The organism is Enterobacter cloacae complex sp. HYC074_NIDB (assembly GCF_056673345.1).
In genome coordinates, this window is sequence record NZ_CP114214.1 from 1,284,851 (window position 1) to 1,309,450 (window position 24,600).

The window sequence follows — 24,600 nt, forward strand, 5'->3', positions numbered from 1 at the left end:
CATTATAAAGAGAGTGTTAGCGTGTCTATCCTTCATCCAACATTGGAAAACATACTCCGTTTAAAGGTTGCACCCACTCCCGGTGAGCTTCACTTGTTAAATCACCTTACGGATAACTTGGATGATAGCTACGAAATTTTCTTTAATCCATTTATTGATGGGGATCGCCCTGATTTTATCATTCTTAAAAAAAACACGGCAATTTTCATTATTGAAGTGAAGGACTATAACCTAGTTAATTATAGTGTGGATGCTTTTAATAAATGGCAAGTTAGTTCTGAGAAAGGGGTGTCGAAGATTTCATCACCTCAATCACAAGCTTTCAGGTATAAGTCAAATTTATATAATCTACATTTACCAGTATTAGGTCTGTCTTATCTTAAAAATCGCAATTTTTTTAACATTGCTCAGCCGTTTGTTTACTTACATAAAGGTAATAAAGCCAATATAGATTCGTTATATTCCCACGCACAGAGTGAATTGATGGCGCGATCTAGGTATATTGATGCACAATACAGGAATAAAGAAATTTCCTTAGAGCAATACAATCAACAGGCAGACAAAATCTCGCGGCTAAAAAGAAAGTTAACTAGAGATAAGTCCATGGCTTACGGCGCGGATCGAATAAAAGAACTCGTTAATAAAATTAAAAGCTTTAAGCCACATGTCCTGTTCGACGATCGTGTGTATGACGATTTTAAAAGACGCTTGATGCCAAGCGACCATACATTAAAACAGGGAAAAAAAATTTTCTTAGATAAGCGTCAGAGTAAGTTGGCAATAAGCGTGTCTGGAAAACAAAAGATTAAGGGTGTAGCGGGCTGTGGCAAAACTACTATCATTGCAAATCGAGCGGTAAATGCTTTTCATCGGCATGATGATATTGTATTGATTCTGACTTTCAATATTACACTAAAAAACCTCATTAAAGACCGAATCAGCGATGTTCTTGGTTATCGAGACGATCAACATTTCGCAGTGACAAATTATCATCAGTTTTTCATGTCTCAATTGATTGAGACAGAACAGGATGTCAGTGAATTAATTGAAAAATATGGATTTAATGAATTATTTAACCGTGATTTATTCAGCGATTTTTCTGTTAGTAAGTATCGGACAATTTTGATTGATGAAGTTCAAGACTTTGAAAATGAATGGGTAAAAATTATTCGTGACAACTTCCTCCATCACGAGGGTGAAATGGTCCTGTTTGGTGACGAATCACAAAATATTTATGAGAGAGATAGCAAAAGAGCGGCCGTCATCGCGCAGGGATTTGGTGAGTGGAAGAAATTAAGTCGTTCCTATCGTACAAGCAGTGACTCGCCTTTGAATCGAATTTTTAAAGATTATCAATTGAAGTATCTGGTCGAAAAACATGCAGATAAAGATTTATTTGAAGAACAAAATATCCAGTCAGGAATGAATTTTGATATTATCAAATATCACTTCTTTCCATCCGATTGGGAAAATAAATGCTTTGAAAAAATTCAAAGCTACATCAGAAATTATAGTTTCAATCCAAATGATATTGTTATTCTGTCGTCTAATATTTTTCTTGTTCGTCGATTAAATGAAAGATTCAATGAATTTGAAAATACCACTTGTATGTTTGAAACATATGAAGAACTAATTGAACTCCTACCAAAAGGAAAGAAGCATTACGATATCAATCGATTAAAATTGCTTACAAAAGAGGAGTTGCGTGATTTTATTAAGCGACATACTGGTATTAAATCTGATATTGAGCGGGTAAGGAGGACAAAGAAAAACCATTTTTATCCGAATAGCGGATTGATCAAACTATCCACGATACATAGTTATAAAGGTCTGGAGTCTAAAACCGTATTTTATATTATGGATGACAAGGATACTCCTGAGGTTATCTATACATCTATTACGCGATCTATTGAGAACCTCATTATCTTGGATAAAAGTAGTGAGGGGAAATATAAAAATTTTTTCAGCGAAATCAATGCGAATTGAAAAGAATTCTATACAGATCAGCTGTAAACAGCCCGCTTAACCGAACCATTCACTTTTAGAGATCTTCCGGCAAACCAACTTCCGTTTCTCGCTCTTAACGGACATTCAACAAACAAAGCTATTCTTTTAGTAAGGCCAAAGTCCTGCTTTTTACCCAGCAGAACCCCGGCCTCCCATCACCCGCCTCAGTGCGTCGTTATATAAGGCTCTTTTACAAACTCCGCCAGCAGCCAGACCATATCATGCAACAGCCCGGTAAGTTCTTTCGCCACGCTCGCAGGCAACGTCCCGCCCATTATCGCCAGCGTTAACGCCACGGCATAATCCACCTGTAGCGCCGTTTCTTGCCAGCATTCCGGCACGCAGGAGGCGATCTTTTCCCCCGCAATGAGCCGTTCAACCAAATACGGCGGAAGTTCTGAGTCACAACTCTTGCGCAGCCGTTTCAGCGCAGCCAGCAGTCGCTCGCAAAGGGTGGCAAATGTCACCGCATCGTCCGTTTCCACCAGTACGCTCACGTATGCCGCACAGGTGTCAGCCAGTTCAAAGAGATCCGCAGAATAGGGAAGTTGCAGATGAAGAAGGTGATGAAGAGCGCTTTCTTCAGTAAGCGCGTAAGAAAATCCAGGGATAGTAGCCATAAGGCATCCTCTTTATGCAAAAAATGTTAACCGCCCGGTGAGTTCCTACGCTCAGAGGGGGTAGCGCTGACGGAGGTAGGAATACCGTGCATAAAGAAAAACGGCCAGCCTTTCGACTGCTCCGTCAGCGCCACCGTGATTCTAACGGGATATGCGCTGTCGCGACAAAAAATATCGCTTTATGCTAACGGGTTCCTACGCCCGGCTGCGGATGTGCCGCAACGCAGGCACTTTAAAACCGCGAAGAAAGGATGAAAAGGGATACCCCTGAATTACATAAGGTTGCTTGCAGGTTTGCGAGGCGGCTTCCAGAACGGCATTGCCGGTTGGCGGCTACGCCTGACCCGGCCTACAAAATCCAAAGCCCCAACAGCGACACGAACCGTAGGCCCGCGCAAGCGCAGCGCCGCCGGGCACCGCCGCGCTGCCGTCACCCCTCGCTCATCATCGCCAGAAACCGCTTCACCGTCCGCGAACGCTCAAATCGCCGCCAGCAGAGTGCGATATCGGTATAAAGCTCTGGCGAGCGCAGCGCATGGTAGGTGACATTCGGCGGCGAAATAGCGGCCATCGATTTCGGCACCAGCGCGAACCCGCCGCCCGCGGAGACCATGCTCAGGGAAGAGGAAAGTTGTGAAGATTGCAGCGTGTGTTGCATATCGATCCCGGCCCGCTCGCAGCTGCCGTAAACGCGGTCATACAGCCCCGGCGCGACCTCCTGGGGAAACAGCACCACCGGCGTATCCCGCAGCTCCTCCAGCGCCAGATCGCCACACGCCGCCAGAGGATGATCGCGATGCAGCGCCACCACCATCGGCTCCCGATCGAGGATTTTAAATTCGAACACCTTACTGCTTTCGCACGGCAGGCGCACAAAGGCGATATCCAGCTCACCCTCCGCCAGCATCGTCGTCAGCGACGACATATTGGCTTCCACCTGGTGAACCTGCACCGCCATGTTCTGTACCTGAAACTGACGTATCAGGGCGAAGATTTTGGGATGAAAAGCATCTGAACTGGTGATGCCAATCGACAGGCTGCCGTTCAGCCCGCGCGCGATGCCCCGGGCTTTCTCCAGCGCGGCGTCGCTCAGCGCCAGGATCTTACAGGCGTCCTCATAGAAGGCTTCTCCCGCCTCGGTCAGCTCCACGCCCCGCGTCAGGCGCCTGAACAGCGGCGTGCCCACTTCCTCTTCGAGCCGTTTGATCTGCTGACTCAGAGGAGGCTGTGAAATACCCAGCGCTTTGGCCGCCCTGGTGAAGTGTCGCTCGCGTGCTACCGCGACAAAATAGCGCAGATAACGAAGTTCCATATCAAAAACGTCTCAAACCAGCATGGATTCTATATTGGAACTCTCTGCTGAATCGGGTCAACATTTATTTAACCTTTATAAATAAAGTTGAAGAGGACGGGCATGATGATGCATTCATCTGCATGCGACTGTGAGGCGAGTTTATGCGAGACCCTGCGCGGGTTCTCGGCTCAGCATCCTGACAGCGTGATCTATCAGACATCGCTAATGAGCGCCCTGCTAAGCGGCGTCTACGAAGGGGAGACCACCATCGCCGACCTGCTGGCGCACGGCGATTTTGGTCTCGGTACCTTTAACGAGCTGGACGGTGAAATGATTGCCTTCAGCAGCCAGGTGTACCAGCTGCGCGCCGACGGCAGCGCCCGCGCCGCGAAGCCGGAGCAAAAAACGCCGTTCGCGGTGATGACCTGGTTCCAGCCGCAGTACCGCAAAACCTTCGACGGGCCGGTCAGCCGTCAGCAGATCCACGACGTGATCGACCAGCAAATCCCCTCCGATAACCTGTTCTGCGCGCTGCGCATCGACGGCAATTTCCGCCACGCGCACACCCGCACCGTACCGCGCCAGACGCCACCGTACCGGGCGATGACCGACGTGCTGGATGACCAGCCGGTGTTCCGCTTTAACCAGCGCGAGGGCGTGCTGGTCGGGTTCCGCACCCCGCAGCATATGCAGGGCATTAACGTGGCGGGCTATCACGAACACTTTATCACCGACGACCGTCAGGGCGGGGGCCACCTGCTCGACTATCAGCTGGAGAACGGCGTGCTCACCTTCGGCGAAATCCACAAGCTGATGATTGACCTGCCCGCCGACAGCGCGTTTTTACAGGCCAATCTGCACCCCAGCAACCTTGATGCGGCTATCCGCGCCGTCGAAAACTAACAGGAGAACTACCGTGAACAGTGAGAAACAGTCACGTCAGTGGGCGCACGGCGCCGATATGGTTGTCGGCCAGCTGGAAGCGCAGGGTGTGAAGCAGGTGTTCGGCATACCGGGCGCAAAAATCGACAAGGTCTTTGACTCCCTGCTGGACTCCTCCATCGAGATTATCCCGGTGCGTCACGAGGCGAACGCGGCGTTTATGGCGGCGGCAGTGGGGCGGTTAACCGGCAAGGCCGGAGTCGCGCTGGTCACCTCCGGGCCGGGCTGCTCCAACCTGATCACCGGCATCGCCACCGCCAACAGCGAAGGTGACCCGGTGGTCGCGCTGGGCGGGGCGGTGAAGCGGGCAGATAAAGCGAAGCTGGTGCACCAGAGCATGGATACCGTCACCATGTTCAGCCCGGTGACCAAATACGCCGTGGAGGTCAATTCGCCTGACGCGATTGCCGAGGTGGTGTCGAACGCGTTTCGCGCTGCCGAGCAGGGCAGGCCGGGCGGGGCGTTTGTCAGCCTGCCGCAGGATATTGTCGACCAGCCCACCACGGGGGCGATTTTACCCGCCAGCACCGCGGCGCTGATGGGCCCGGCGCCGGAGTCAGCCATCAACGAGGTGGCGAAGCTTATCGCGAAGGCCAAAAACCCGGTCATCTTACTCGGCCTGATGGCCAGCCAGCCCGCCAACAGCGCCGCGCTGCATAAGCTGCTGGAGAGAAGCCGTATTCCGGTCACCAGCACCTATCAGGCCGCCGGGGCGGTGAATCAGGAACACTTCACCCGCTTCGCCGGACGCGTCGGTCTGTTTAACAACCAGGCGGGCGATCGGCTCCTGCATCTGGCGGATCTGATCATCTGTATCGGTTACAGCCCGGTGGAATACGAGCCGTCCATGTGGAACAGCGGTGACGCCACCCTGGTGCACATTGACGTGCTGCCCGCCTATGAGGAGCGCAAGTATGTTCCCGATCTGGAACTGGTTGGGGATATTGCCGCCACGCTGAATCTGCTTGCCAGCCGAATCGAGCACAAGCTTGAACTCAGCCAGCGCGCCTCGGAAATTCTTGTCGATCGCCAGCATCAGCGGGACCTCCTCGACCGTCGCGGCGCATCGCTAAACCAGTTTGCCCTGCATCCGCTGCGCATCGTGCGCGCCATGCAGGACATCGTGAACAACGACGTGACGCTTACCGTCGATATGGGCAGCTTCCACATCTGGATCGCCCGCTACCTCTACAGCTTCCGCGCGCGTCAGGTGATGATCTCCAACGGTCAGCAGACCATGGGCGTGGCGCTGCCGTGGGCGATTGGCGCGTGGCTGGTCAACCCGGGGCGCAAGGTGGTCTCGGTCTCCGGGGACGGCGGCTTTTTGCAGTCGAGCATGGAGCTGGAAACCGCCGTACGCCTCAACGCCAATATTCTGCACATCATCTGGGTGGATAACGCCTACAACATGGTGGCCATCCAGGAGGAGAAAAAATATCAGCGTCTCTCCGGCGTGGAGTTCGGCCCGGTCGATTTCAAAGCCTATGCCGACGCGTTCGGCGCAAAAGGTTTTGCCGTCGAGAGTGCCGACGCGCTCGAACCGACGCTGCGTGCCGCAATGGATGTCGATGGCCCGGCCGTGGTGGCCATTCCCGTCGACTACAGCGATAACCCACTGCTGATGGGCCAGCTCCATCTCAGCCAGATTTTGTGAATCAATATAAGGACAGAGAAATGCAAAAAGTGGCTCTCGTAACCGGCTCCGGCCAGGGGATTGGCAAAGCGATTGCGCTTCGCCTGGTGAAGGATGGTTTTGCCGTTGCTATTGCGGATTATAACGAAGAGACGGCGAAAGCGGTCGCGGATGAGATCACCCGCAACGGCGGGAAGGCCGTCGCCGTGAAGGTGGACGTCTCTGACCGCGAGCAGGTGTTCGCGGCGGTGGAAAAAGCCCGCACCGCGCTGGGCGGTTTTAACGTCATCGTCAATAACGCCGGGGTGGCGCCGTCCACGCCCATCGAATCCATCACGCCGGAGATTGTCGACAAGGTCTACAACATCAACGTGAAAGGGGTGATCTGGGGCATTCAGGCCGCAATTGACGCCTTCCGCAAAGAGGGGCACGGCGGCAAAATCATCAACGCCTGCTCCCAGGCGGGCCATACCGGCAACCCGGAACTGGCGGTCTATAGCTCCAGCAAGTTCGCGGTGCGTGGCTTAACCCAGACCGCCGCGCGGGATCTCGCGCCGCTGGGGATCACCGTTAACGCCTATTGCCCGGGCATCGTCAAAACGCCGATGTGGGCGGAAATCGACCGTCAGGTCTCCGAGGCGGCGGGTAAACCGCTTGGCTACGGGACGGAAACCTTTGCCAAACGCATCACGCTTGGCCGTTTGTCCGAGCCGGAAGACGTGGCCGCCTGCGTCTCTTACCTCGCCGGGCCGGATTCCGACTACATGACTGGTCAGTCGCTGCTGATTGATGGTGGGATGGTGTTCAACTAAATACACAATACTAAAAAGCTCTGACATGAACTTTCCCCTGCTCCCGTGCAGGGGCTTTTTTTTGTCTCGTCAGCCATTGTGCATTACACTGCGCGCTGCAAAACTTTAGTCTTGAGATCTGACAGGCGGTAACAGCGATGAACGGTACAATCACAACGTGGTTTAAAGATAAAGGCTTTGGATTTATCAAAGATGAAAACGGCGACAACCGCTACTTTCATGTGATTAAGGTCGCCAACCCTGATCTGATTAAGAAAGATGCGGCGGTGACCTTCGAGCCAACCACCAACAGCAAAGGCCTTTCCGCGTATGCGGTGAAGGTGATCCCCGAAAGTAAGCACCTCTATATTGCAGGCGAGCGCGTGAAGCTTACCTCAATTAAATCCTTCGTGGTGTTCAGCGAAGAAGAGCCCGTTGATACTAAAATCGACAAAGAGAACGCGGTGCTGTCGGTGGGGCTGCTGATGAACAGCATCAAACCAAAAACCGAGAAAAAGCCGGGCGAAATGCGCACGGTGAAGAAGCTGGCGATCACTACCTTCCAGAACACGACGCTGATCTTCACTGAAGATGAGATCGACATCGATGCCACGGTGAAGCTGCTGAAGTAACGTTTTGCCGGGTGGCGGTTACGCCTTACCCGGCCTACAAAATGCGTGCGGCACTCGCCGCCGCACGGTTTACCCCATCCTGTGCTCGCCCCGCAACATTGCTTCACGGTCAAATACCCGCTGGATCTCCCCGTGCGCCATAAATGCCGCCCGGTCGGACATATGCGCAATCACGTCCGCATCGTGGCTCACCAGCAGGTAGGTCATGCCGTGCTGCGCCTTCAGGCGGTTGAGCAGGTTCAGAATCTCCGCCTGTACCGACATATCCAGCGCCGAGGTCGGTTCATCCAGCAGCAGAAGCTGCGGGCGCAGCAGCAGCGCGCGGGCAATGGCTACGCGCTGACGCTGTCCGCCGGAAAGCTGATGCGGGTAACGCCTGCCCGCGTCGGCAGCCAGCCCCACCTGTTGCAGCGCATCCGCCACTTTTTCGGCAACCTGGCTTTCGCCGTGGATGTTTAACGGCTCCGACAGGGTGCGGGCAATGGTGTGGTTCGGGTGCAAAGACGCCCACGGATCCTGGAACACCATCTGCACGTTGCGGCGAAGCGCGCCTTCAAAACGTCGTCCTGGCCGTAAATTTTCCCCGAGGACGGAAATGTGGCCATTCCACTCGCGCAGCAGCCCCGCCAGCACGCGCAGAAGAGTCGATTTGCCGCAGCCGGATTCACCGATCAGGCTGAAGGTTTCACCTTTTTCGATGGCAAAACTGGCGGCGGAAACCGCCGTTTTTTCACCAAAACTCACCCGGAGCTGGTTAACCTCAACGAGTGCCATTGTCGTCCTCCTTCCACGGTTGCGAACGGTCGAGCGTCGGCAGCATCTTGCCAAACGTCCCGGCGTTCGGGCGGCAGGTCCAGAGCGTGCGCGTGTAGGGATGGGTTGCCTGCGGCAACTGGCTCGCCGCCATTTCATCAACGTTCTCACCCTGATACATTACCAGCACGCGGTCGCAGTGCTCCGCCACCAGCGGCAGATCGTGGCTGATGAGCAGCATCGCCATCTGGCGTTCTTCGCACTGCTGCACCAGCAGCTCGAGGATCTGGTTGCGCAGGCGGGCGTCCAGCGCGGAGGTCGGTTCGTCGGCAATCAGCACCTGCGGGTTGTTGATCAGCGCCATCGCAATCATCACCCGCTGGCCCATGCCTCCGGAAAGTTCGCCGGGATAGCGCTGGAGCACGTGCTCGTTCAGCCCCACGGCGCGGATGATATCGTGAATGCGCGCCAGTCGTTCGGCGCGGGGCAGGCGCTGATGGAGGGTCAGCGCCTCATCAAGCTGGGCGGAGACGGTTTTCACCGGGTTTAGCGCGTAGCGCGGGTCCTGTAGAACCATCGCTATGCCGTTGCCGCGCAGCGCCTGCCAGCGGCGGCTGTTCAGGGTCAGCAGGTCGTTGCCAAGCACGTTAAGCCGCTTAGCGCTCACGATGCCGGGCTTGCGCACCAGCCCCATCAGGGCGCGGGCAGACATGGACTTGCCGGAGCCGGATTCTCCCACCAGCGCCAGCCGCTCTTTGCCCAACGTAAAGCTCAGGTTGTTGACCACGCGCGCGGCGGGGTAGTCGATATTCAGCGCATCGACGATGACGCGGTGTTCAGTCATGCTGTGGCTCCAGTACGTCGCGCAGGCCATCGCCCAGCAGGTTAAAGGCCAGGCTGGCAAACAGAATCGCCCCGCCTGGAATGGCGGCAATCCACCACTGGTCAAAAATGACCTGCATGCCGTCGGCAATCATCGCGCCCCATTCCGCCATCGGTGGACGCGCGCCCAGACCAAGGAAGCCCAGCCCGGCAGCGGCCAGAATAATCCCGGCCAGATCCAGCGCCAGTCGCACAATCGCGGAGGGCAGGCACAGGGGCAGAATATGGCCGACCAGCAGGCGCGGGCCGCGAATGCCCATCATCTCCGCGGCGGCCAGATAATCGCTGTGGCGCAGACGCTGGATTTCACTGCGCGCCTGGCGCGCATAGGCAGGCCAGGTCGTTAAGGCCAGCGCCAGCGCGCCGTTCACCAGACCGGGGCCGAGCATCGCGACAAACGCGAAGGCGAGGATCAGGCGCGGCATCGACATCACCACGTCGGTAAAGCGCATCAGGATGCGCTCCATCCAGCCGCCGTAGTAGCCTGACAAAATCCCCACCAGCAGACCGGCGGGGAGGGTAATAACGGTGACTAAGGCCACCAGCCCCAGTGCCGGACGGGTGCCGTAGATTAATCGGGAGAGCAGATCCCGCCCATAGCTGTCGGTACCCAGCCAGTGCTGCGCGTTGGGCGGTTGCAGACGCGCGGCGGCGTCCTGCCAGTTGGGATCCTGCGGCGCAAGCCACGGCGCGAACAGAGCAATAAGCACCAGCAGCGCGATGGCGATCAGCCCGCAAAACGCGGCAGGGGAGCGGCGCAGGCGGCGTAAGAAGAGATAAAACGGCATTAGCGCACCCTGGGATCGGTCGCCCGCACAAGCAGGTCGGTAAGGTTATTGATCAGAACAAAGCAGACGCCAATCAGCAGCGTGCCGCCCATCACGGCGGTGGTGTCACCGGCGAACAGGGCCGTGGTGAGGTAGCGCCCGATGCCCGGCCACGAGAAGACGGTTTCGGTTAATACCGCGCCCTCCAGCATGCTGGTGTAGGCCAGCGCAATCACCGTCAGCAGCGTGCTGCGAATGTTCGGCAGCACGTGACGCAGCAGGATGGTCATCTCTCCGGCGCCCTTGGCGCGGGCGAGCAATATGTACTCTTTGTTCATCTCGCTCAGACAGGCGGAGCGCGTCAGGCGGGTGATACTTGCCAGCGAGTAGTAGGCCAGCAGCAGCACCGGCAGCACCAGGTGGCTGATGGCGTTGCGGAACGCCTCGCGGTCGCCGGAAAGCCAGGTATCTACCAGCGCAAATCCGGTTCGTGGCTCGACGGTGAATTGCCAGATGTCGTCCAGCCTGCCGGGGCCAGCGCTCCACTGTAGTTTCGCGTAGAACAGAGCCAGCATCAGCAGGCCGAGCCAGAATATCGGCACCGAATTGCCGAGCAGGGTGAGCGTTCTGATCGCTAAGTCCAGTGGCGAACCGGCGTAGCGGGCGCACAGCACACCCGCAATTACGCCGAGTACTGTGCCGATAATTAGCGCCAGCGTTGCCAGTTCCAGCGTGGCGGGAAAGGCGTGCAGCAGGTCCTGCAATACCGGCTGACCGGTAGCGCTGGCGGTGCCTAAATCCCCGTGAGCGAGGTTTTGCAGGTAGTGCCAGAACTGCACCGGCAGGGGCCGATCCAGCCCAAGCTGCTGGCGAACCTGATCGTAAGTGGACTGGCTGGCGTGATCGCCGACGATCTGCAATACGCGATCGACCGGGGAAAAGGCAGAGAGCGCAAACGTGACCAGCAGTAGCCCGAACAGCGTGAGCAGGAGAGTCAGCAGACCCTGAAGCACGCGGGTGGAAAGATGTGGCATGGGAAAATCGTTATCCTGAAAATATGCACGAACGACCCCCTCTCCCACGGGAGAGGGAGAGGGGGGAAAAGCTACTTCATAACGCGATCGTACCAGACCATATCCGCGTTCAGCCCCTGCTGATACCCCTTCACGTTATCGCGCACCACGATCTGAGTTTTGCCCTGGTCAACGAACACGTACGGCGAGTTATGCTGTAACTGTTCCTGCATCTTCTTATACAGATCCAGACGTTTCGCCGGATCCGGCTCGGCAACCGCCGCCAGCGTGGCCTTGTTAAGCTCCGGGATTTTCCAGCCGTTCAGACCGGCCACGGTGCTGGACTTCCCGTCGTTCCACGCGAAGGCGCTGGCGTTGGAGTGCGCATCGAAGTAATCCGGGATCCACAGACGAATCGCCGCCTGATGCTGCTTAGCGCGCACGCGGGCGTACACCTGGCTACCCGCAGCGGGCAGCAGATCCACCTTCACGCCACCCTGAGCAAAGCTCGCCTGCATGGATTGCGCGATGGTGATGAACGGTGGTTTATTCTCCACGTCCAGCGTGAAATGCGCGTCTTTGATGCCCGCCTTGGCGAGGATCGCTTTTGCTTTTGCCGGGTCAAACGTGAACGGATTGTCCTCCAGCGCGCCCGGCAGGCCGACCGGCAGAAAGCTCTGATGAACAAAATACTGGCCTTTCAGCAGGTCTTTGGTGATGCCTTCATAATCCACCAGCCAGCGCGAGGCTTCCCAGAACGCTGGATTATTCAGCAGCGGGTTAGCGCTGTTGCCGGTGTTAAACACCAGATAGTTTTGCTCGGCAGAAGGGATGCTCAGTACCTTCACGCCCGGCTTGCCGCTGAGGGCGCTTATCTGGTCTGCACCCAGATCGCGCGCCACGTCCGCATCACCCTGCTGGATCAGCAGGCGGCGGGAAGCGGGATCGGGGACGTTTTTAATGATGATGCTTTTAAGCTTCGGCGCGCCGCCGGGCGCGGATTCGTTGGCTTCCAGCACGATGGCCTGATGCGGCTGGTAAACGCGCATTTTGAACGCGCCGCTGCCCGCAGAGTGCATTTTTAACCACGCGTTGCCGAAGTCGTTATCCTTCACGTTCGCCGCAACCTGTTTTTCATCGACGATGGAGGCAATCGGCGTGGAGAGAATATTCAGCGCCACCGACGGGCTAACGTCGGCCGTCCAGTGAAGCGTGAGGGTATGGTCGTCCACTTTCTTTAGCTGGCTGGCGATGTTGCTGGCGTCCCAGCCCAGTACGTTGAGGATAAACGCCGGGGATTTGTTCAGCTTCACGGCGCGGGTATAAGAGAAGATCACGTCTTCCGGGCGCAGCGGGTTGCCGGAGGAGAATTTCGCATCGGGTTTAAGCTTGATGGTCAGGGTTTTTGCTGCCGCGTCCGCGTCCCAGCTTTCTGCCAGAACCGGCGTGATTTTTTCCGGATTATCGCGGTCCGGCTGTACCAGACGCTGGTACAGGCTTGGCACGGTCTGGATGCTGGAAAGCTCGTTGGCTTCGGCCGGGTCAAGGCTCACGATATCATCCAGACCCTGGGCGACAACCAGCGTGTTGGGCGGGGTAGCGGCGTGAGCAGCGCTTGAGAGCGCAGCCAGCACCAGTAACGGCAGCAGTTTTTTAGTCATAGCGATCCCTGAATAAAATATATTGTGATTGTTTTATGCACCGTTACGGTAGGCTGGCTGAGGATTTCCTCAAAGTCGAAATTCTGCTTTGCTTATGCCATCCGGGAATAACGCATTCGGTCTGGTTATGAGTCACCTCTCTTTTCGTTCGCTTTTTAACCTGCTATAACAAACTCCTTACCTTTCAGGGAGTCACCGCCGTGCCCGAAATCAATCAACATGGTCAAACCGTTAACGATATTGTCCCGGACTGGAAATGCGCCCGCGCGTTAACCCGTACTCTGCTCACCGGCCAGTATTGCCGCCTGGAGCCGCTGGATGCTGACCGCCATTCGGCTGATTTGTTTGAAGCCTATGCGCTGGGTGACGACAGCGACTGGACGTGGCTTGCCAGCACCCAGCCTGTGAGCGTTGAGGCCACTGCGCACTGGGTGCTGGGAAAGGTGCTGGATGACGACCTGGTGCCCTTTGCCGTTATCGATCTGCGCACCGAAAAGGCGGTAGGGCTGGTCAGCTATATGGCGATAGAACGCTTTCAGGGCTCGGTTGAGATCGGCCACGTCACCTGGTCGCGCAGAATGAAGGGCACCCGCGTGGGTACCGAAGCGGTGTGGCTGCTGCTGAAAAATGCCTTTGAGCATCAATATCGCCGGCTGGAGTGGAAGTGCGATTCGATGAACATCGCCTCACGCAACGCGGCGGAGCGGCTGGGGTTTGTCTGGGAAGGGCGCCTGCGCCAGAAGCTGGTGCGTAAAGGCCGCAACCGCGACAGCGATATGCTTTCGATTATTGACGGCGAATGGCCGGAAAAGGATGCGGCTCTGCGGGCCTGGCTGGCAGCGGAGAATTTTGACGGGGAAGGGCGGCAGGTCAGGCGGTTAGAGGAATTTCGGACGTAAAAGCCTTACCCCTCACCCCAACCCTCTCCCCAAAGGGGAGAGGGTGTTCAAGTTCCCTCTCCCCTTTGGGGAGAGGGTTAGGGTGAGGGGAGAAGTTCGCACTCAGCGGCGAACCGGCGCCCCGTTCGCCACATAATACGCCGCCGTGCTCTTCGCCAGCGGCTCGCGCCCGCGAATGGCGTCGGCAATCTTTTCGCCAATCATGATGGTGGTGGCGTTCAGGTTGCCGGTGATAATCTGCGGCATAATCGACGCATCCACTACGCGTAACCCTTCCAGCCCGTGAACGCGGCCTTCGCCGTCGACCACCGCCATTTCGTCGTAGCCCATCTTGCAGGTACCGCACGGGTGGAAGGCGGTTTCGGCGTGGTTGCGCACGAACTCGTCCAGCTGTTCGTCGGTCTGGCATTCGACGCCCGGGCTGATTTCACGACCGCGATACTTGTCCAGCGCCGGCTGATGCATGATCTCGCGGGTGATGCGGATCGCGTCGCGGAACTCCTGCCAGTCCTGCTCGTGGGACATGTAGTTGAACAGGATCGCCGGATGCTGGTGCGGATCGCGCGACTTGATGCGCACGTGGCCGCGGCTCGGGGAGCGCATGGATCCAACGTGGCACTGAAAACCATGCTCTTTCACCGCGTTCGAGCCGTTGTAGTTAATCGCCACCGGCAGGAAGTGATACTGAATGTTCGGCCACTCGAACTCCTCGCGGCTGCGGATAAACCCGCCTGCTTCGAAGTGGTTGCTCGCGCCCACGCCCGTGCCGCCAAACAGCCACTCCGCGCCAATCTTCGGCTGGTTCCACCATTGCAGGGCAGGGTAGAGGGAGACCGGCTCCTTACATTCATACTGAAGATACATCTCCAGGTGATCCTGCAAGTTTTCACCCACCCCGGGTAAATCATGTACCAGCGGGATATCAAACTGCTTCAGCAGTTCAGCGTTGCCCACGCCGGAGCGCTGGAGGATCTGCGGAGACGCGATGGCACCCGCGCACAGCAGTACCTCTTTCTTCGCTGTCGCTTTTGACGGAATGGTGCTTTCGCCTTCCAGCCACTCGACGCCCACCGCGCGCTTGCCGTCAAAGATAATGTGATCGGTCATGGCGTGGGTGCGGATGGTCAGATTCGGGCGCGGTTTGGCCTGATCCAGATAGCCGCGCGCGGTGCTGGCGCGTCGGCCCTGCGGCGTGACCGTGCGATCCATCGGGCCAAAGCCTTCCTGCTGATAGCCGTTGAGATCGTCGGTGCGCGGGTAGCCCGCCTGCACGCCTGCCTCCACCATCGCTTCAAACAGCGGGTTCACACCCGGCTTAGAGGTGGTGACGCTCACCGGACCGTCGCCGCCGTGGTAGTCGTTCGGCCCCACGTCGCGGGTCTCTGCCTTGCGGTAGTAGGGCAGGCAGTTGAGATAGCTCCAGTGCTCCAGACCGGGTTCTTTCGCCCAGTTGTCCAGATCCATTGCATTGCCGCGCACGTAGCACATGCCGTTGATCAGCGACGAGCCGCCCAGCCCTTTACCCCGTCCGCACTCCATGCGGCGGTTGTTCATGAAAGGCTCTGGCTCGGTTTCATACGCCCAGTTGTAGCGCTTGCCCTGCAACGGGAAGGCCAGCGCGGCAGGCATCTGGGTGCGGAAGTCAAAGCGGTAGTCCGGCCCGCCCGCCTCAAGCAGCAGGACGGTGGTGTTTGGATCTTCAGTCAGTCGTGTTGCCAGTACGTTGCCGGCAGAGCCGGCCCCGATAATGATGTAGTCAAATTGCAAATAAACCTCCCGGTTAAAATATGGACTGGAATTTACCCATCTCAACCTGGATGGACTTCACCTGGGTGTAACTCTGAAGCGTCATGACGCCGTTCTCACGGCCAATGCCGGAGTGTTTGTAGCCGCCCACCGGCATCTCTGCGGCGGATTCGCCCCAGGTGTTGATCCAGCAGATGCCCGCTTCGAGCTGATGAATGGCGCCGTGGGCGCGGTTCAGGTCGGTCGTGACGATGCCTGCCGCCAGCCCGTAGTCGGTGTCGTTGGCGCGGCGAATCGCTTCCTCAATGGACTCATAGGTGAGGATGGACATCACCGGGCCGAAGATCTCTTCGCGCACGATGGTCATCTCGTCGGTGCAGTCGGTGAACACGGTTGGGGCCACCCACGCGCCGTTATCGAAGCCTTCGCCCTTCAGCACGTCGCCGCCGCACAGCACGCGCGCGCCTTCCTCTTTGCCTTTGGCGATGTAGCGCATCACGCTGTCCCGGTGCGGGAAGCTGACCATCGGACCAAAGTTGGTAGCTTCATCGAACAGATCGCCCGCGCGGATGCGGCCCACGCGCTCAACGATTTTTTGCTCAAACGCGGCTTTGAACTTCGCGGGCACGAACACGCGGGTGCCATTGGTGCACACCTGGCCGGAGCTGAAGAAGTTGGCCATCATGGCGATATCTGCCGCGAGATCCAGATCCGCATCGTCAAACACTATCAGCGGGGATTTACCGCCCAGCTCCATCGTCACCTCTTTCAGGGACGAGGCCGCCGAGTTGGCCATCACTTTTTTGCCGCTGGCGACGCCGCCGGTAAAGGAGACTTTGGCGATGCCCGGATGCTCGGTCAGGAACTGGCCGGTCTCGGCGCCCACGCCCGGCAGGACGTTAAACACGCCGTCCGGCACGTCCGCCTCGGTGTAGATCTCCGCCAGTTTCAGGGCGGTAAGCGGCGTCACTTCGCTCGGCTTGAAGATCATCGCGTTGCCCGCCGCCAGCGCCGGCGCGGATTTCCACAGGGCGATCTGGATCGGGTAGTTCCACGCGCCGATGCCCGCCACCACGCCCAGCGGCTCGCGGCGGGTGTAGACGAATGAGGTGTCGCGCAGCGGGATCTGGCTGCCTTCCAGCGCCGGGATCAGCCCCGCGTAGTACTCCAGCACGTCCGCGCCGGTGACGATGTCGACGGTCGAGGTTTCGGAATACGCTTTACCGGTGTCGAGGGTTTCCAGCGTTGCCAGCTCGTCGTTACGCTCGCGCAGGATATCGACGGCGCGACGCAGGATGCGCGAGCGCTCCATGGCGGTCATCGCCGCCCAGATTTTTTGCCCGCGCTTTGCGCTTTCGACGGCGTGGTCCACGTCTTCGCGCCCGGCGGCCTGCACGGTCGCCAGAACTTCACCGTTCGCCGGGTTGATGGTCTCGAAGGTGCGACCGCTGGTGGCGGATGTATAACCACCATTGATATAAAGCTGCTGTTCTGCCATTCGGGACATAAATTCTCCTCGGTTAGTCGGTCGGTAAATGCTGGCTGATAAAGTGGCTGGTAAGCGACTGGGCCAGGGTTTTATCCAGCGGTTTGCCGCTGAGCGCAGCGCGCAGCCACAGCCCGTCAATCAGTGCGGCGAGCCCGTAGCCCGCCTCTTCAGCCTGTTCACGCGGCAGCTCGCGGCGGAACTCGTACACCAGGTTTGAGAGCAACCGACGGCTGCTGACCTGCTGCAAACGGTAGAGCATCGGCTGATGCATGCTGCTGGCCCAGAAGGCCAGCCAGGCCTTCATCGCCGCGCCGCTAACCTGAGTTTCATCAAAATTGCCGCCGACAATCGCCTGCAAGCGCTGCTCTGCACTGCCGTCCGGCAGGGCGCGTAAACGGCTTAATACCGCGTCGCGCAGCTGACCGGTGATGTCGCGCATGGTCGCTTCCAGCAGACCGTTTTTATCTTTGAAATAGTGGCTGATGATCCCCGTGGATACGCCCGCCCGACGGGCGATCTGCGCGATGGTTGCGTCATGCATTCCCACTTCATTAATTGCTTCCAGCGTGGCATCGATTAGCTGCCTGCGCCGGATCGGCTGCATCCCCACTTTGGGCATTTTTGCCACTCCATTCATCAGCGTTGGTAATCTATTAAAGCGGTTTTTGATTGGACGTTCAATATAAAATGTGTCTTAATTGTTGCGATTTTGGATTTCAATAGTTACAAAAATAGTGGGGATACTGGATGACAGACCTTTCACAAGACAGAGAAAAAGACAAAATCAACCCGGTCGTTTTTTATACGTCCGCCGGGCTGATTTTGTTGTTTTCCCTGACGACCATCTTCTTTCGTGATTTTTCTGCCGAGTGGATTGGGCGCACTCTGGACTGGGTGTCAAAGACCTTCGGCTGGTACTATCTGCTGGCCGCGACGCTTTACATCGTGTTCGTGGTCTGCATTGCCTGCTCGCGCTTCGGTTCGGTAAAGCTCGGGCCAGAGCAGTCCAAGCCCGAGTTCAGCCTGCTGAGCTGGGCCGCAATGCTGTTTGCCGCAGGCATCGGCATCGACCTGATGTTCTTCTCCGTGGCGGAACCGGTCACGCAATATATGCAGCCGCCGGAAGGGGCAGGGCAGACGATGGAGGCCGCGCGCCAGGCGATGGTCTGGACGCTGTTCCACTACGGCCTGACGGGCTGGTCGATGTACGCCCTGATGGGCATGGCGCTCGGATACTTTAGCTATCGTTATAATTTGCCCCTTACCATCCGCTCCGCGCTGTACCCGATTTTCGGCAAAAAGATCAACGGTCCGATTGGCCACAGCGTCGACATTGCGGCGGTGATCGGCACCATCTTCGGCATCGCCACCACGCTCGGAATTGGCGTGGTGCAGCTCAACTACGGGCTGAGCGTGCTGTTTGACATCCCGGATTCGATGGCGGCGAAGGCGGCGCTGATTGCGCTGTCGGTGATTATCGCCACCATCTCGGTGACCTCCGGCGTGGATAAAGGGATTCGCGTGCTCTCCGAACTGAACGTCGCGCTGGCGCTGGGGCTGATCCTGTTCGTGCTGTTTATGGGCGACACCTCGTTCCTGCTCAATGCTTTGGTACTGAACGTCGGTGATTACGTGAACCGCTTTATGGGCATGACGCTGAACAGCTTCGCCTTTGACCGTCCGACAGAGTGGATGAACAACTGGACGCTGTTCTTCTGGGCGTGGTGGGTGGCGTGGTCGCCGTTTGTCGGCCTGTTCCTGGCGCGTATTTCGCGTGGGCGCACCATCCGTCAGTTCGTGATGGGCACGCTGATCATCCCGTTCACCTTTACCCTGCTGTGGCTGTCGATTTTCGGCAACAGCGCGCTGCACGAGATCATCCACGGCAATGCGACTTTTGCCCAGGAAGCGATGGCGCACCCGGAGCGCGGCTTCTACAGCCTGCTGGCGCAGTACCCGGCGTTCACCTTTAGCGCGTCCGTAGCGACCATCACCGGCCTGCTGTTCTACGTCACCTCGGCGGACTCCGGCGCGCTGGTGCTGGGGAACTTCACCTCGAAGCTCAAGGACATTAACAGCGACGCGCCGAACTGGCTGCGCATCTTCTGGTCCGTCGCCATCGGCCTGCTGACGCTCGGCATGCTGATGACCAACGGTATCTCGGCGTTGCAGAACACCACGGTGATCATGGGCCTGCCGTTCAGCTTCGTGATCTTCTTCGTGATGGCCGGGCTGTATAAATCGCTTAAGGTGGAAGACTACCGCCGCGTCAGCGCCAGCCGCGACACCGCCCCGCGTCCGCTGGGCGCGCAGGACAGGCTGAGCTGGAAAAAACGCCTCTCGCGCCTGATGAATTACCCCGGTACGCGCTACACCAAACAGATGATGGAGACGGTCTGTTTCCCGGCGATGGAAGAGGTGGCCCAGGAGCTGAAGCTGCGTGGCGCCTACGTGGAGCTGAAAAACCTGCCCCCGGAAGAGGGCGAAAATCTGGGGCACCTGGATCTGCTGGTGCACATGGGCGACGAGCAGAACTTTGTCTATCAGATCTGGCCGCAGCAGTATTCGGTACCCGGCTTTACCTACCGGGCGCGCAGCGGGAAGTCGACCTACTACCGGCTGGAGACCTTCCTGCTGGAAGGCAGCCAGGGGAATGATCTGATGGATTACAGCAAGGAGCAGGTGATTACGGACATTCTGGACCAGTATGAACGGCACCTGAACTTTATCCATCTGCACAGGGAAGCACCGGGGAATAGCGTGATGTTCCCGGATGTCTAAAGTTTGATCTGAATAAAGTGCGTGAAAGTTAAGGGGCCAGATTGTTATGAATCTGGCCCTGTACTTTTCGAATAGTGCTTATTATATCTTTTACTAGAGGTGTACTATGTACGCCTTTATGTTGTTCCGAGGTATAAAATGAGCATCTTTGATGAACTTAAAACTTCGCTTGAAGAGGCGGTTGAGATCCACAGCGGAAGGAAAGCAGCTTCCAGAATAACCCGCTATGAAGTTGCAGATGTTCGCGCAATCAGAGAACAGCTCAATATTACCCAATGCGAAATGGCGAAGGCGCTTGGCACGAGCGTCGATACGATAAAGAGCTGGGAGTCTAAACGTCGCAACCCAACCGGGCTGGCGGCGAAGGTACTTAATGTGATTCGGGAGAATCCTGCATTTTATAAGGCACTTGCCGGGCAGTGAGTCGCCCTTATGCCGGGTGGCGCTGCGCTTACCCGGCCTACAAAACTCCAAAACTGCTTTACCGTAGGCCTGATAAGCGAAGCGCCATCAGGCTCTCCCTCCGTTGACACAACTTTAATGATAATTATTTTCATTTAAATATAGCCTGTGCTATACCTTATAGCACAGGCTAATTTTGCTTTGATTTTAATCACCTCAGGAGACTTCTGCGATGCATCCACGGCAAGGATTGAAGCGTCTGTTGCTCGGCGCGCTGCTCATGACCGCGACCACCACGGGCGCGCTGGCGGCTGAAAAGTTCCAGGTCATCACCACTTTTACCGTTATCGCTGATATGGCGAAAAACGTGGCGGGGGATGCCGCAGAGGTCACCTCCATCACCAAACCGGGCGCGGAAATTCACGAATACCAGCCCACCCCGGGCGATATCAAACGCGCGCAGAAGGCGCAGCTGATCCTGGCGAACGGCATGAACCTGGAGCTGTGGTTCCAGCGCTTTTATCAGCATCTGAACGGTGTGCCGGAGGTGGTGGTCACCAAAGGCATCACCCCGATGGGCATCAGCGAAGGGCCCTATAACGGCAAGCCCAATCCGCACGCGTGGATGTCGCCGGACAACGCCCTGATTTACGTCGATAACATCCGCGACGCGCTGGTGAAGTACGATCCGGCCAACGCACAGACCTATCAGCGCAACGCTGATGCTTACAAGCAGAAGATCACCGCCACTCTCGAACCGCTGCGCAAGCAGGTCGCGGAGATACCGGAAGACAAACGCTGGATGGTGACCAGCGAAGGGGCTTTTTCCTATCTGGCGCGGGATTTGGGCCTGAAGGAGCTTTACCTGTGGCCGATCAACGCCGATCAGCAGGGCACGCCCCAGCAGGTGCGCAAGGTTATCGATCTGGTGAAAAAACATCACATTCCGGCGGTGTTCAGCGAAAGCACGGTCTCCGATAAGCCCGCCCGTCAGGTGGCGCGTGAAACCGGCGCCCACTATGGCGGCGTGCTGTACGTCGACTCTCTGAGCGCGGAAAACGGCCCGGTGCCAACCTATATCGATCTGCTGAACGTCACCACCCGCACGCTGGTGCAGGGCATCCGCGACGGGATGAAGGAGTAATCATGCAGAAAGGTATTGTTGTAACCAACGTGACCGTGACCTACCGCAACGGCCACACGGCGCTGCGCGACGCGTCGTTCAGCGTGCCGGGCGGATCGATTGCTGCCCTGGTGGGGGTGAACGGTTCCGGCAAGTCCACGCTGTTTAAGGCGGTGATGGGGTTTGTGCGGGCGGCGAGCGGCACTATCTCCATTCTGGGGCTGCCGCCTCACCGGGCGCTGCGTCAGAACCTGGTCGCCTACGTGCCGCAGTCGGAAGAGGTCGACTGGTCGTTTCCGGTGCTCGTCGAGGACGTGGTGATGATGGGCCGCTACGGGCATATGGGGTTTCTGCGTCGCCCCAAAGAATGCGATAAGCAGATCGTCACCGACGCCCTGAAGCGCGTGGACATGCTTGAGCTGCGCCATCGGCAGATTGGCGAACTGTCCGGCGGCCAAAAGAAGCGCGTGTTTCTGGCGCGGGCGATTGCCCAGCAGGGCGAAGTGATCCTGCTCGACGAGCCGTTTACCGGCGTGGACGTCAAAACCGAAGCCAGGATCATCAGCCTGCTGCGGGAGCTGCGCGACGAGGGTAAAACGATGCTGGTCTCGACCCACAATCTGGGCTCGGTCACGGAATTCTGCGATTACACGGTGATGGTCAAAGGCACCGTGCTGGCGAGCGGCCCGACGGATATCACCTTTACCGCCGAGAATCTTGAGCGCGCCTTCAGCGGCGTGCTGCGCCACGTGGTGCTCAGCGGCTCGGAAGATCGCATCATAACCGACGACGAGCGCCCCTTCGTGACGCACCGACAGGAGGCCAAATGAACGCGCTTCTCGAACCCTTCGGCTACGAGTACATGCTCAACGCGATGTGGGTCTCGGCGATGGTGGGCGGGCTGTGCGCGTTTCTCTCCTGCTATCTGATGCTTAAAGGCTGGTCGCTGATCGGCGATGCGCTGTCGCACTCCATCGTGCCGGGCGTAGCGGGCGCTTACATGCTCGGGCTGCCGTTCTCGCTGGGGGCGTTTTTATCGGGCGGGCTGGCGGCGGGCAGCATGCTGTTTCTCAACCAGCGCAGCCGCCTGAAGGAGGACGCCATTATCGGGCTGATCTTCTCCTCGTTTTTCGGGCTGGGGCTGTTTATGGTCTCGCTCAACCCGACCTCGGTGAACATTCAGACCATCGTCCTCGGCAATATTCTGGCTATCGCCCCGGAAGATATCGTCCAGCTGGCGATTATCGGCGTGGTGTCGATAGTTATCCTGCTGTTCAAATGGAAAGATCTGATGGTGACCTTTTTTGATGAGAATCATGCCCGCGCCATCGGCCTGCGTCCTGAACGCCTGAAAATTCTCTTCTTCACGCTGCTGGCGGTCTCTACCGTGGCGGCGCTGCAAACCGTCGGCGCGTTTCTGGTGATCTGTCTGGTAGTCACGCCCGGCGCGACCGCGTGGCTGCTGACCGACCGCTTCCCGCGCCTGCTGATGATTGCCGTCGCCATTGGCAGCATCACCAGCTTCCTCGGCGCGTGGGCCAGCTATTACCTGGACGGCGCCACCGGCGGCATTATCGTGGTCGCCCAGACGCTGCTGTTCCTGCTGGCGTTCGTCTTTGCGCCGAAGCACGGACTGCTTGCCAGCCGTCGTCGGGCGCGGGAGGCACACCCATGATGACGCTGCTCCTCGAACCCTTCCAGTTTGCGTTTATGAACAACGCGCTGCTGATTTCACTCCTGGTGGCCGTGCCCTGCGCGCTGCTGTCGGTTTTTCTGGTGCTGAAAGGCTGGGCGTTGATGGGCGACGCCATGAGCCACGCGGTGTTTCCCGGCGTCGTGCTGGCCTGGATGATGGGCCTGCCGCTGGCGCTGGGCGCGTTCGTGGCCGGTCTGTTCTGCGCGGTCGCCACCGGATACCTGAAGGATAACAGCCGCATCAAACAGGATACGGTCATGGGGATCGTCTTTTCCGGCATGTTCGGCGCCGGGCTGATCCTCTATATCGCTGTCAAACCTGAGGTGCATCTCGACCACATTCTGTTCGGCGATATGCTGGGTATTAACGGGATGGACATTCTGCAAAGCGGTCTCGTCGCGGGGATGATTGCGCTGGTGATTGGCCTGAAGTGGCGCGATTTTCTGCTGTTCTGCTTTGACTATCAGCAGGCGCAGGCGAGTGGCCTGCGCACCCGCTGGCTGCACCACGGCTTACTGTGCATGGTTTCGCTGACCATTGTGGCGACGCTGAAAGCGGTGGGGATCATTCTGTCGATTTCCCTGCTGATTGCCCCCGGCGCGGTGGCGGTGCTGATTACCCGACGCTTTCACATGGCGCTGCTGGTGGCGGTCGCCGTTTCAGCGCTGGTGTCGGTCAGCGGCGTTTATGCCTCGTTTTATCTCGACAGCGCGCCTGCGCCGACCATTGTGGTCCTGTTCGCGATGGTGTTTATCGTGACGTTTGTGGTGACCAGCGTGAAGGCTCGTCGCCAGGAGCGTGTGACAGCAGAGTGATGACCTGTTCGCCGTGCTGCTGCCAGTGCAGGGGGAAGGCGGTGCCTTCCTCAAAGCCTGCCAGTTGACGGGTCAATGCCAGCGTAAGCGTCTTATCGTCGAGCATGGTAACGCGGGCGCAGTCAAAACCCATCCAGGCCTGTACCTGCGGAAAGAGGGCCTTAAACAGGCTCTCTTTGGCGCTGAAGACCAGCGTCAGGGCGAGGGCGAACGGGTATCCCAGGCGGGAAAGCACAGGTTCTTCCTGTGTATCAATGATGCCGTCTTTGATTTCCCTGGCTTCGTTTTCGGAGAGGATCGTTTCACAATCGATGCCGATAAGCACCGGGTATTGCGTGACGACGGCTATCGCCTGCGTGCCGCTGTGGGTGATGCTGCCGGAAATATCTTGCGGCCAGAGCGGTTCCCCGCTGGGGCCGATGGCGGGCATGGTGTAGTCAGGTAAGGCGTGCGCGGCGGCGATGCGGCCTGCGAGGTGGTCGGCCTTGCGTTTGCGTCCGGCGTTAGCCAACTGGGCGTGGTGGGGGAGCCAGAGGAGATCGGCGTCCGTAAAGGTGGTGGGGTCGAAGGTGATGCGGTGGAGGGTATGGCCAGCGAGAGAAAATGTGCTGTGGGTGGTGTGCATGGCTTTTCCTTCTGTCAGCATTGTGCGGC

The 24,600-nt window shown here is 57.6% G+C and carries 24 protein-coding genes; 12 read left to right on the top strand and 12 right to left on the bottom strand.

Features of this window, described 5'->3' with window-relative positions; all coding sequences use genetic code 11:
- Nucleotides 1-21 precede the first annotated feature (21 nt).
- A complete protein-coding gene (locus O1724_RS06330; RefSeq protein WP_414540015.1) occupies nt 22-1,986 on the top strand; it encodes a nuclease-related domain-containing DEAD/DEAH box helicase in 1,965 nt (654 codons plus the stop codon).
- Between the two features lie 185 nt (nt 1,987-2,171).
- On the opposite strand, the gene O1724_RS06335 is transcribed toward O1724_RS06330, so the two are convergent.
- From O1724_RS06335 to O1724_RS06345, 3 genes are all read right to left on the bottom strand, one after another.
- Nucleotides 2,172-2,627 carry a hypothetical protein gene (locus O1724_RS06335; RefSeq protein ID WP_126297178.1) on the bottom strand — a complete coding sequence of 152 codons (456 nt, stop codon included), beginning with the start codon at nt 2,625-2,627 and terminating at the stop codon, nt 2,172-2,174.
- A gap of 26 nt (nt 2,628-2,653) precedes the next feature.
- A complete protein-coding gene (locus O1724_RS06340) occupies nt 2,654-2,761 on the bottom strand; it encodes an ash family protein (RefSeq protein WP_176691015.1) in 108 nt (35 codons plus the stop codon).
- 296 nt (nt 2,762-3,057) lie between these two features.
- On the bottom strand, nt 3,058-3,939 hold the full coding sequence (locus O1724_RS06345; protein WP_126297177.1) for a LysR family transcriptional regulator: 882 nt from the start codon (nt 3,937-3,939) through the stop codon (nt 3,058-3,060).
- A gap of 105 nt (nt 3,940-4,044) precedes the next feature.
- Between O1724_RS06345 and budA the strand changes: the two genes are divergently transcribed.
- The 4 genes from budA (at nt 4,045) to O1724_RS06365 (ending at nt 7,919) form a co-directional block, all read left to right on the top strand.
- Nucleotides 4,045-4,824, top strand: coding sequence for an acetolactate decarboxylase (gene budA, locus O1724_RS06350; RefSeq protein ID WP_003858848.1), 780 nt, complete (start codon nt 4,045-4,047; stop codon nt 4,822-4,824).
- Nucleotides 4,796-6,517 carry an acetolactate synthase AlsS gene (alsS, locus tag O1724_RS06355; protein WP_372645574.1) on the top strand — a complete coding sequence of 574 codons (1,722 nt, stop codon included), beginning with the start codon at nt 4,796-4,798 and terminating at the stop codon, nt 6,515-6,517. The genes budA and alsS overlap by 29 nt, the downstream gene beginning before the upstream one ends.
- 20 nt (nt 6,518-6,537) lie before the next feature.
- Nucleotides 6,538-7,308: a (S)-acetoin forming diacetyl reductase gene (locus O1724_RS06360; RefSeq protein ID WP_003858846.1), complete on the top strand. Its 771-nt coding sequence runs from the start codon at nt 6,538-6,540 to the stop codon at nt 7,306-7,308.
- A 137-nt stretch (nt 7,309-7,445) separates the two neighbouring features.
- Nucleotides 7,446-7,919: a cold-shock protein gene (locus O1724_RS06365; RefSeq protein WP_032608799.1), complete on the top strand. Its 474-nt coding sequence runs from the start codon at nt 7,446-7,448 to the stop codon at nt 7,917-7,919.
- 69 nt (nt 7,920-7,988) lie between these two features.
- Here O1724_RS06365 and O1724_RS06370 read toward each other — a convergent pair whose 3' ends face one another.
- From O1724_RS06370 to O1724_RS06390, 5 genes are all read right to left on the bottom strand, one after another.
- The gene (locus O1724_RS06370) at nt 7,989-8,693 is read right to left on the bottom strand and encodes an ABC transporter ATP-binding protein (protein WP_022650552.1); all 705 of its coding nucleotides are present in this window, start codon (nt 8,691-8,693) and stop codon (nt 7,989-7,991) included.
- A complete protein-coding gene (locus O1724_RS06375) occupies nt 8,680-9,516 on the bottom strand; it encodes an ABC transporter ATP-binding protein (protein WP_032608801.1) in 837 nt (278 codons plus the stop codon). Before O1724_RS06375 ends, O1724_RS06370 begins: the two co-directional genes overlap by 14 nt.
- The gene (locus O1724_RS06380) at nt 9,509-10,342 is read right to left on the bottom strand and encodes an ABC transporter permease (protein WP_003858839.1); all 834 of its coding nucleotides are present in this window, start codon (nt 10,340-10,342) and stop codon (nt 9,509-9,511) included. The genes O1724_RS06375 and O1724_RS06380 overlap by 8 nt, the downstream gene beginning before the upstream one ends.
- Nucleotides 10,342-11,355: an ABC transporter permease gene (locus O1724_RS06385; protein ID WP_022650553.1), complete on the bottom strand. Its 1,014-nt coding sequence runs from the start codon at nt 11,353-11,355 to the stop codon at nt 10,342-10,344. Before O1724_RS06385 ends, O1724_RS06380 begins: the two co-directional genes overlap by 1 nt.
- Before the next feature lie 71 nt (nt 11,356-11,426).
- Nucleotides 11,427-12,995: an ABC transporter substrate-binding protein gene (locus tag O1724_RS06390; RefSeq protein WP_063979415.1), complete on the bottom strand. Its 1,569-nt coding sequence runs from the start codon at nt 12,993-12,995 to the stop codon at nt 11,427-11,429.
- Between the two features lie 200 nt (nt 12,996-13,195).
- Between O1724_RS06390 and O1724_RS06395 the strand changes: the two genes are divergently transcribed.
- Nucleotides 13,196-13,894 carry a GNAT family N-acetyltransferase gene (locus O1724_RS06395; RefSeq protein WP_003858833.1) on the top strand — a complete coding sequence of 233 codons (699 nt, stop codon included), beginning with the start codon at nt 13,196-13,198 and terminating at the stop codon, nt 13,892-13,894.
- Between the two features lie 102 nt (nt 13,895-13,996).
- On the opposite strand, the gene betA is transcribed toward O1724_RS06395, so the two are convergent.
- Genes betA through betI form a run of 3 tightly spaced genes read right to left on the bottom strand, consistent with a single transcriptional unit; the run spans nt 13,997 to nt 17,748 of the window.
- Nucleotides 13,997-15,661 carry a choline dehydrogenase gene (betA, locus tag O1724_RS06400; RefSeq protein ID WP_048209187.1) on the bottom strand — a complete coding sequence of 555 codons (1,665 nt, stop codon included), beginning with the start codon at nt 15,659-15,661 and terminating at the stop codon, nt 13,997-13,999.
- A 13-nt stretch (nt 15,662-15,674) separates the two neighbouring features.
- Nucleotides 15,675-17,147: a betaine-aldehyde dehydrogenase gene (gene betB, locus O1724_RS06405; RefSeq protein ID WP_214595552.1), complete on the bottom strand. Its 1,473-nt coding sequence runs from the start codon at nt 17,145-17,147 to the stop codon at nt 15,675-15,677.
- A 13-nt stretch (nt 17,148-17,160) separates the two neighbouring features.
- The gene (gene betI / locus O1724_RS06410; RefSeq protein ID WP_003858827.1) at nt 17,161-17,748 is read right to left on the bottom strand and encodes a transcriptional regulator BetI; all 588 of its coding nucleotides are present in this window, start codon (nt 17,746-17,748) and stop codon (nt 17,161-17,163) included.
- 128 nt (nt 17,749-17,876) lie between these two features.
- Here betI and betT point away from each other — a divergent pair, with 128 nt between their 5' ends.
- From betT to O1724_RS06440, 6 genes are all read left to right on the top strand, one after another.
- Entirely contained in the window at nt 17,877-19,910 is a 2,034-nt protein-coding gene (gene betT, locus O1724_RS06415; protein WP_003858825.1) for a choline BCCT transporter BetT, read from the top strand.
- 138 nt (nt 19,911-20,048) lie between these two features.
- Nucleotides 20,049-20,333, top strand: a complete 285-nt coding sequence (nadS, locus tag O1724_RS06420) for a NadS family protein (RefSeq protein ID WP_032652913.1) — start codon at nt 20,049-20,051, stop codon at nt 20,331-20,333.
- 211 nt (nt 20,334-20,544) lie between these two features.
- On the top strand, nt 20,545-21,456 hold the full coding sequence (gene sitA, locus O1724_RS06425; RefSeq protein ID WP_032657503.1) for an iron/manganese ABC transporter substrate-binding protein SitA: 912 nt from the start codon (nt 20,545-20,547) through the stop codon (nt 21,454-21,456).
- Nucleotides 21,457-21,458: 2 nt separating this feature from the next.
- Entirely contained in the window at nt 21,459-22,265 is an 807-nt protein-coding gene (sitB, locus tag O1724_RS06430) for an iron/manganese ABC transporter ATP-binding protein SitB (RefSeq protein ID WP_063855136.1), read from the top strand.
- On the top strand, nt 22,262-23,110 hold the full coding sequence (gene sitC, locus O1724_RS06435; RefSeq protein WP_022647369.1) for an iron/manganese ABC transporter permease subunit SitC: 849 nt from the start codon (nt 22,262-22,264) through the stop codon (nt 23,108-23,110). The genes sitB and sitC overlap by 4 nt, the downstream gene beginning before the upstream one ends.
- Nucleotides 23,107-23,946: a metal ABC transporter permease gene (locus O1724_RS06440; protein WP_023324285.1), complete on the top strand. Its 840-nt coding sequence runs from the start codon at nt 23,107-23,109 to the stop codon at nt 23,944-23,946. Before sitC ends, O1724_RS06440 begins: the two co-directional genes overlap by 4 nt.
- On the opposite strand, the gene entD is transcribed toward O1724_RS06440, so the two are convergent.
- Nucleotides 23,882-24,571 carry an enterobactin synthase subunit EntD gene (entD, locus tag O1724_RS06445; protein ID WP_109948485.1) on the bottom strand — a complete coding sequence of 230 codons (690 nt, stop codon included), beginning with the start codon at nt 24,569-24,571 and terminating at the stop codon, nt 23,882-23,884. The genes O1724_RS06440 and entD overlap by 65 nt on opposite strands.
- Nucleotides 24,572-24,600 lie beyond the last annotated feature (29 nt).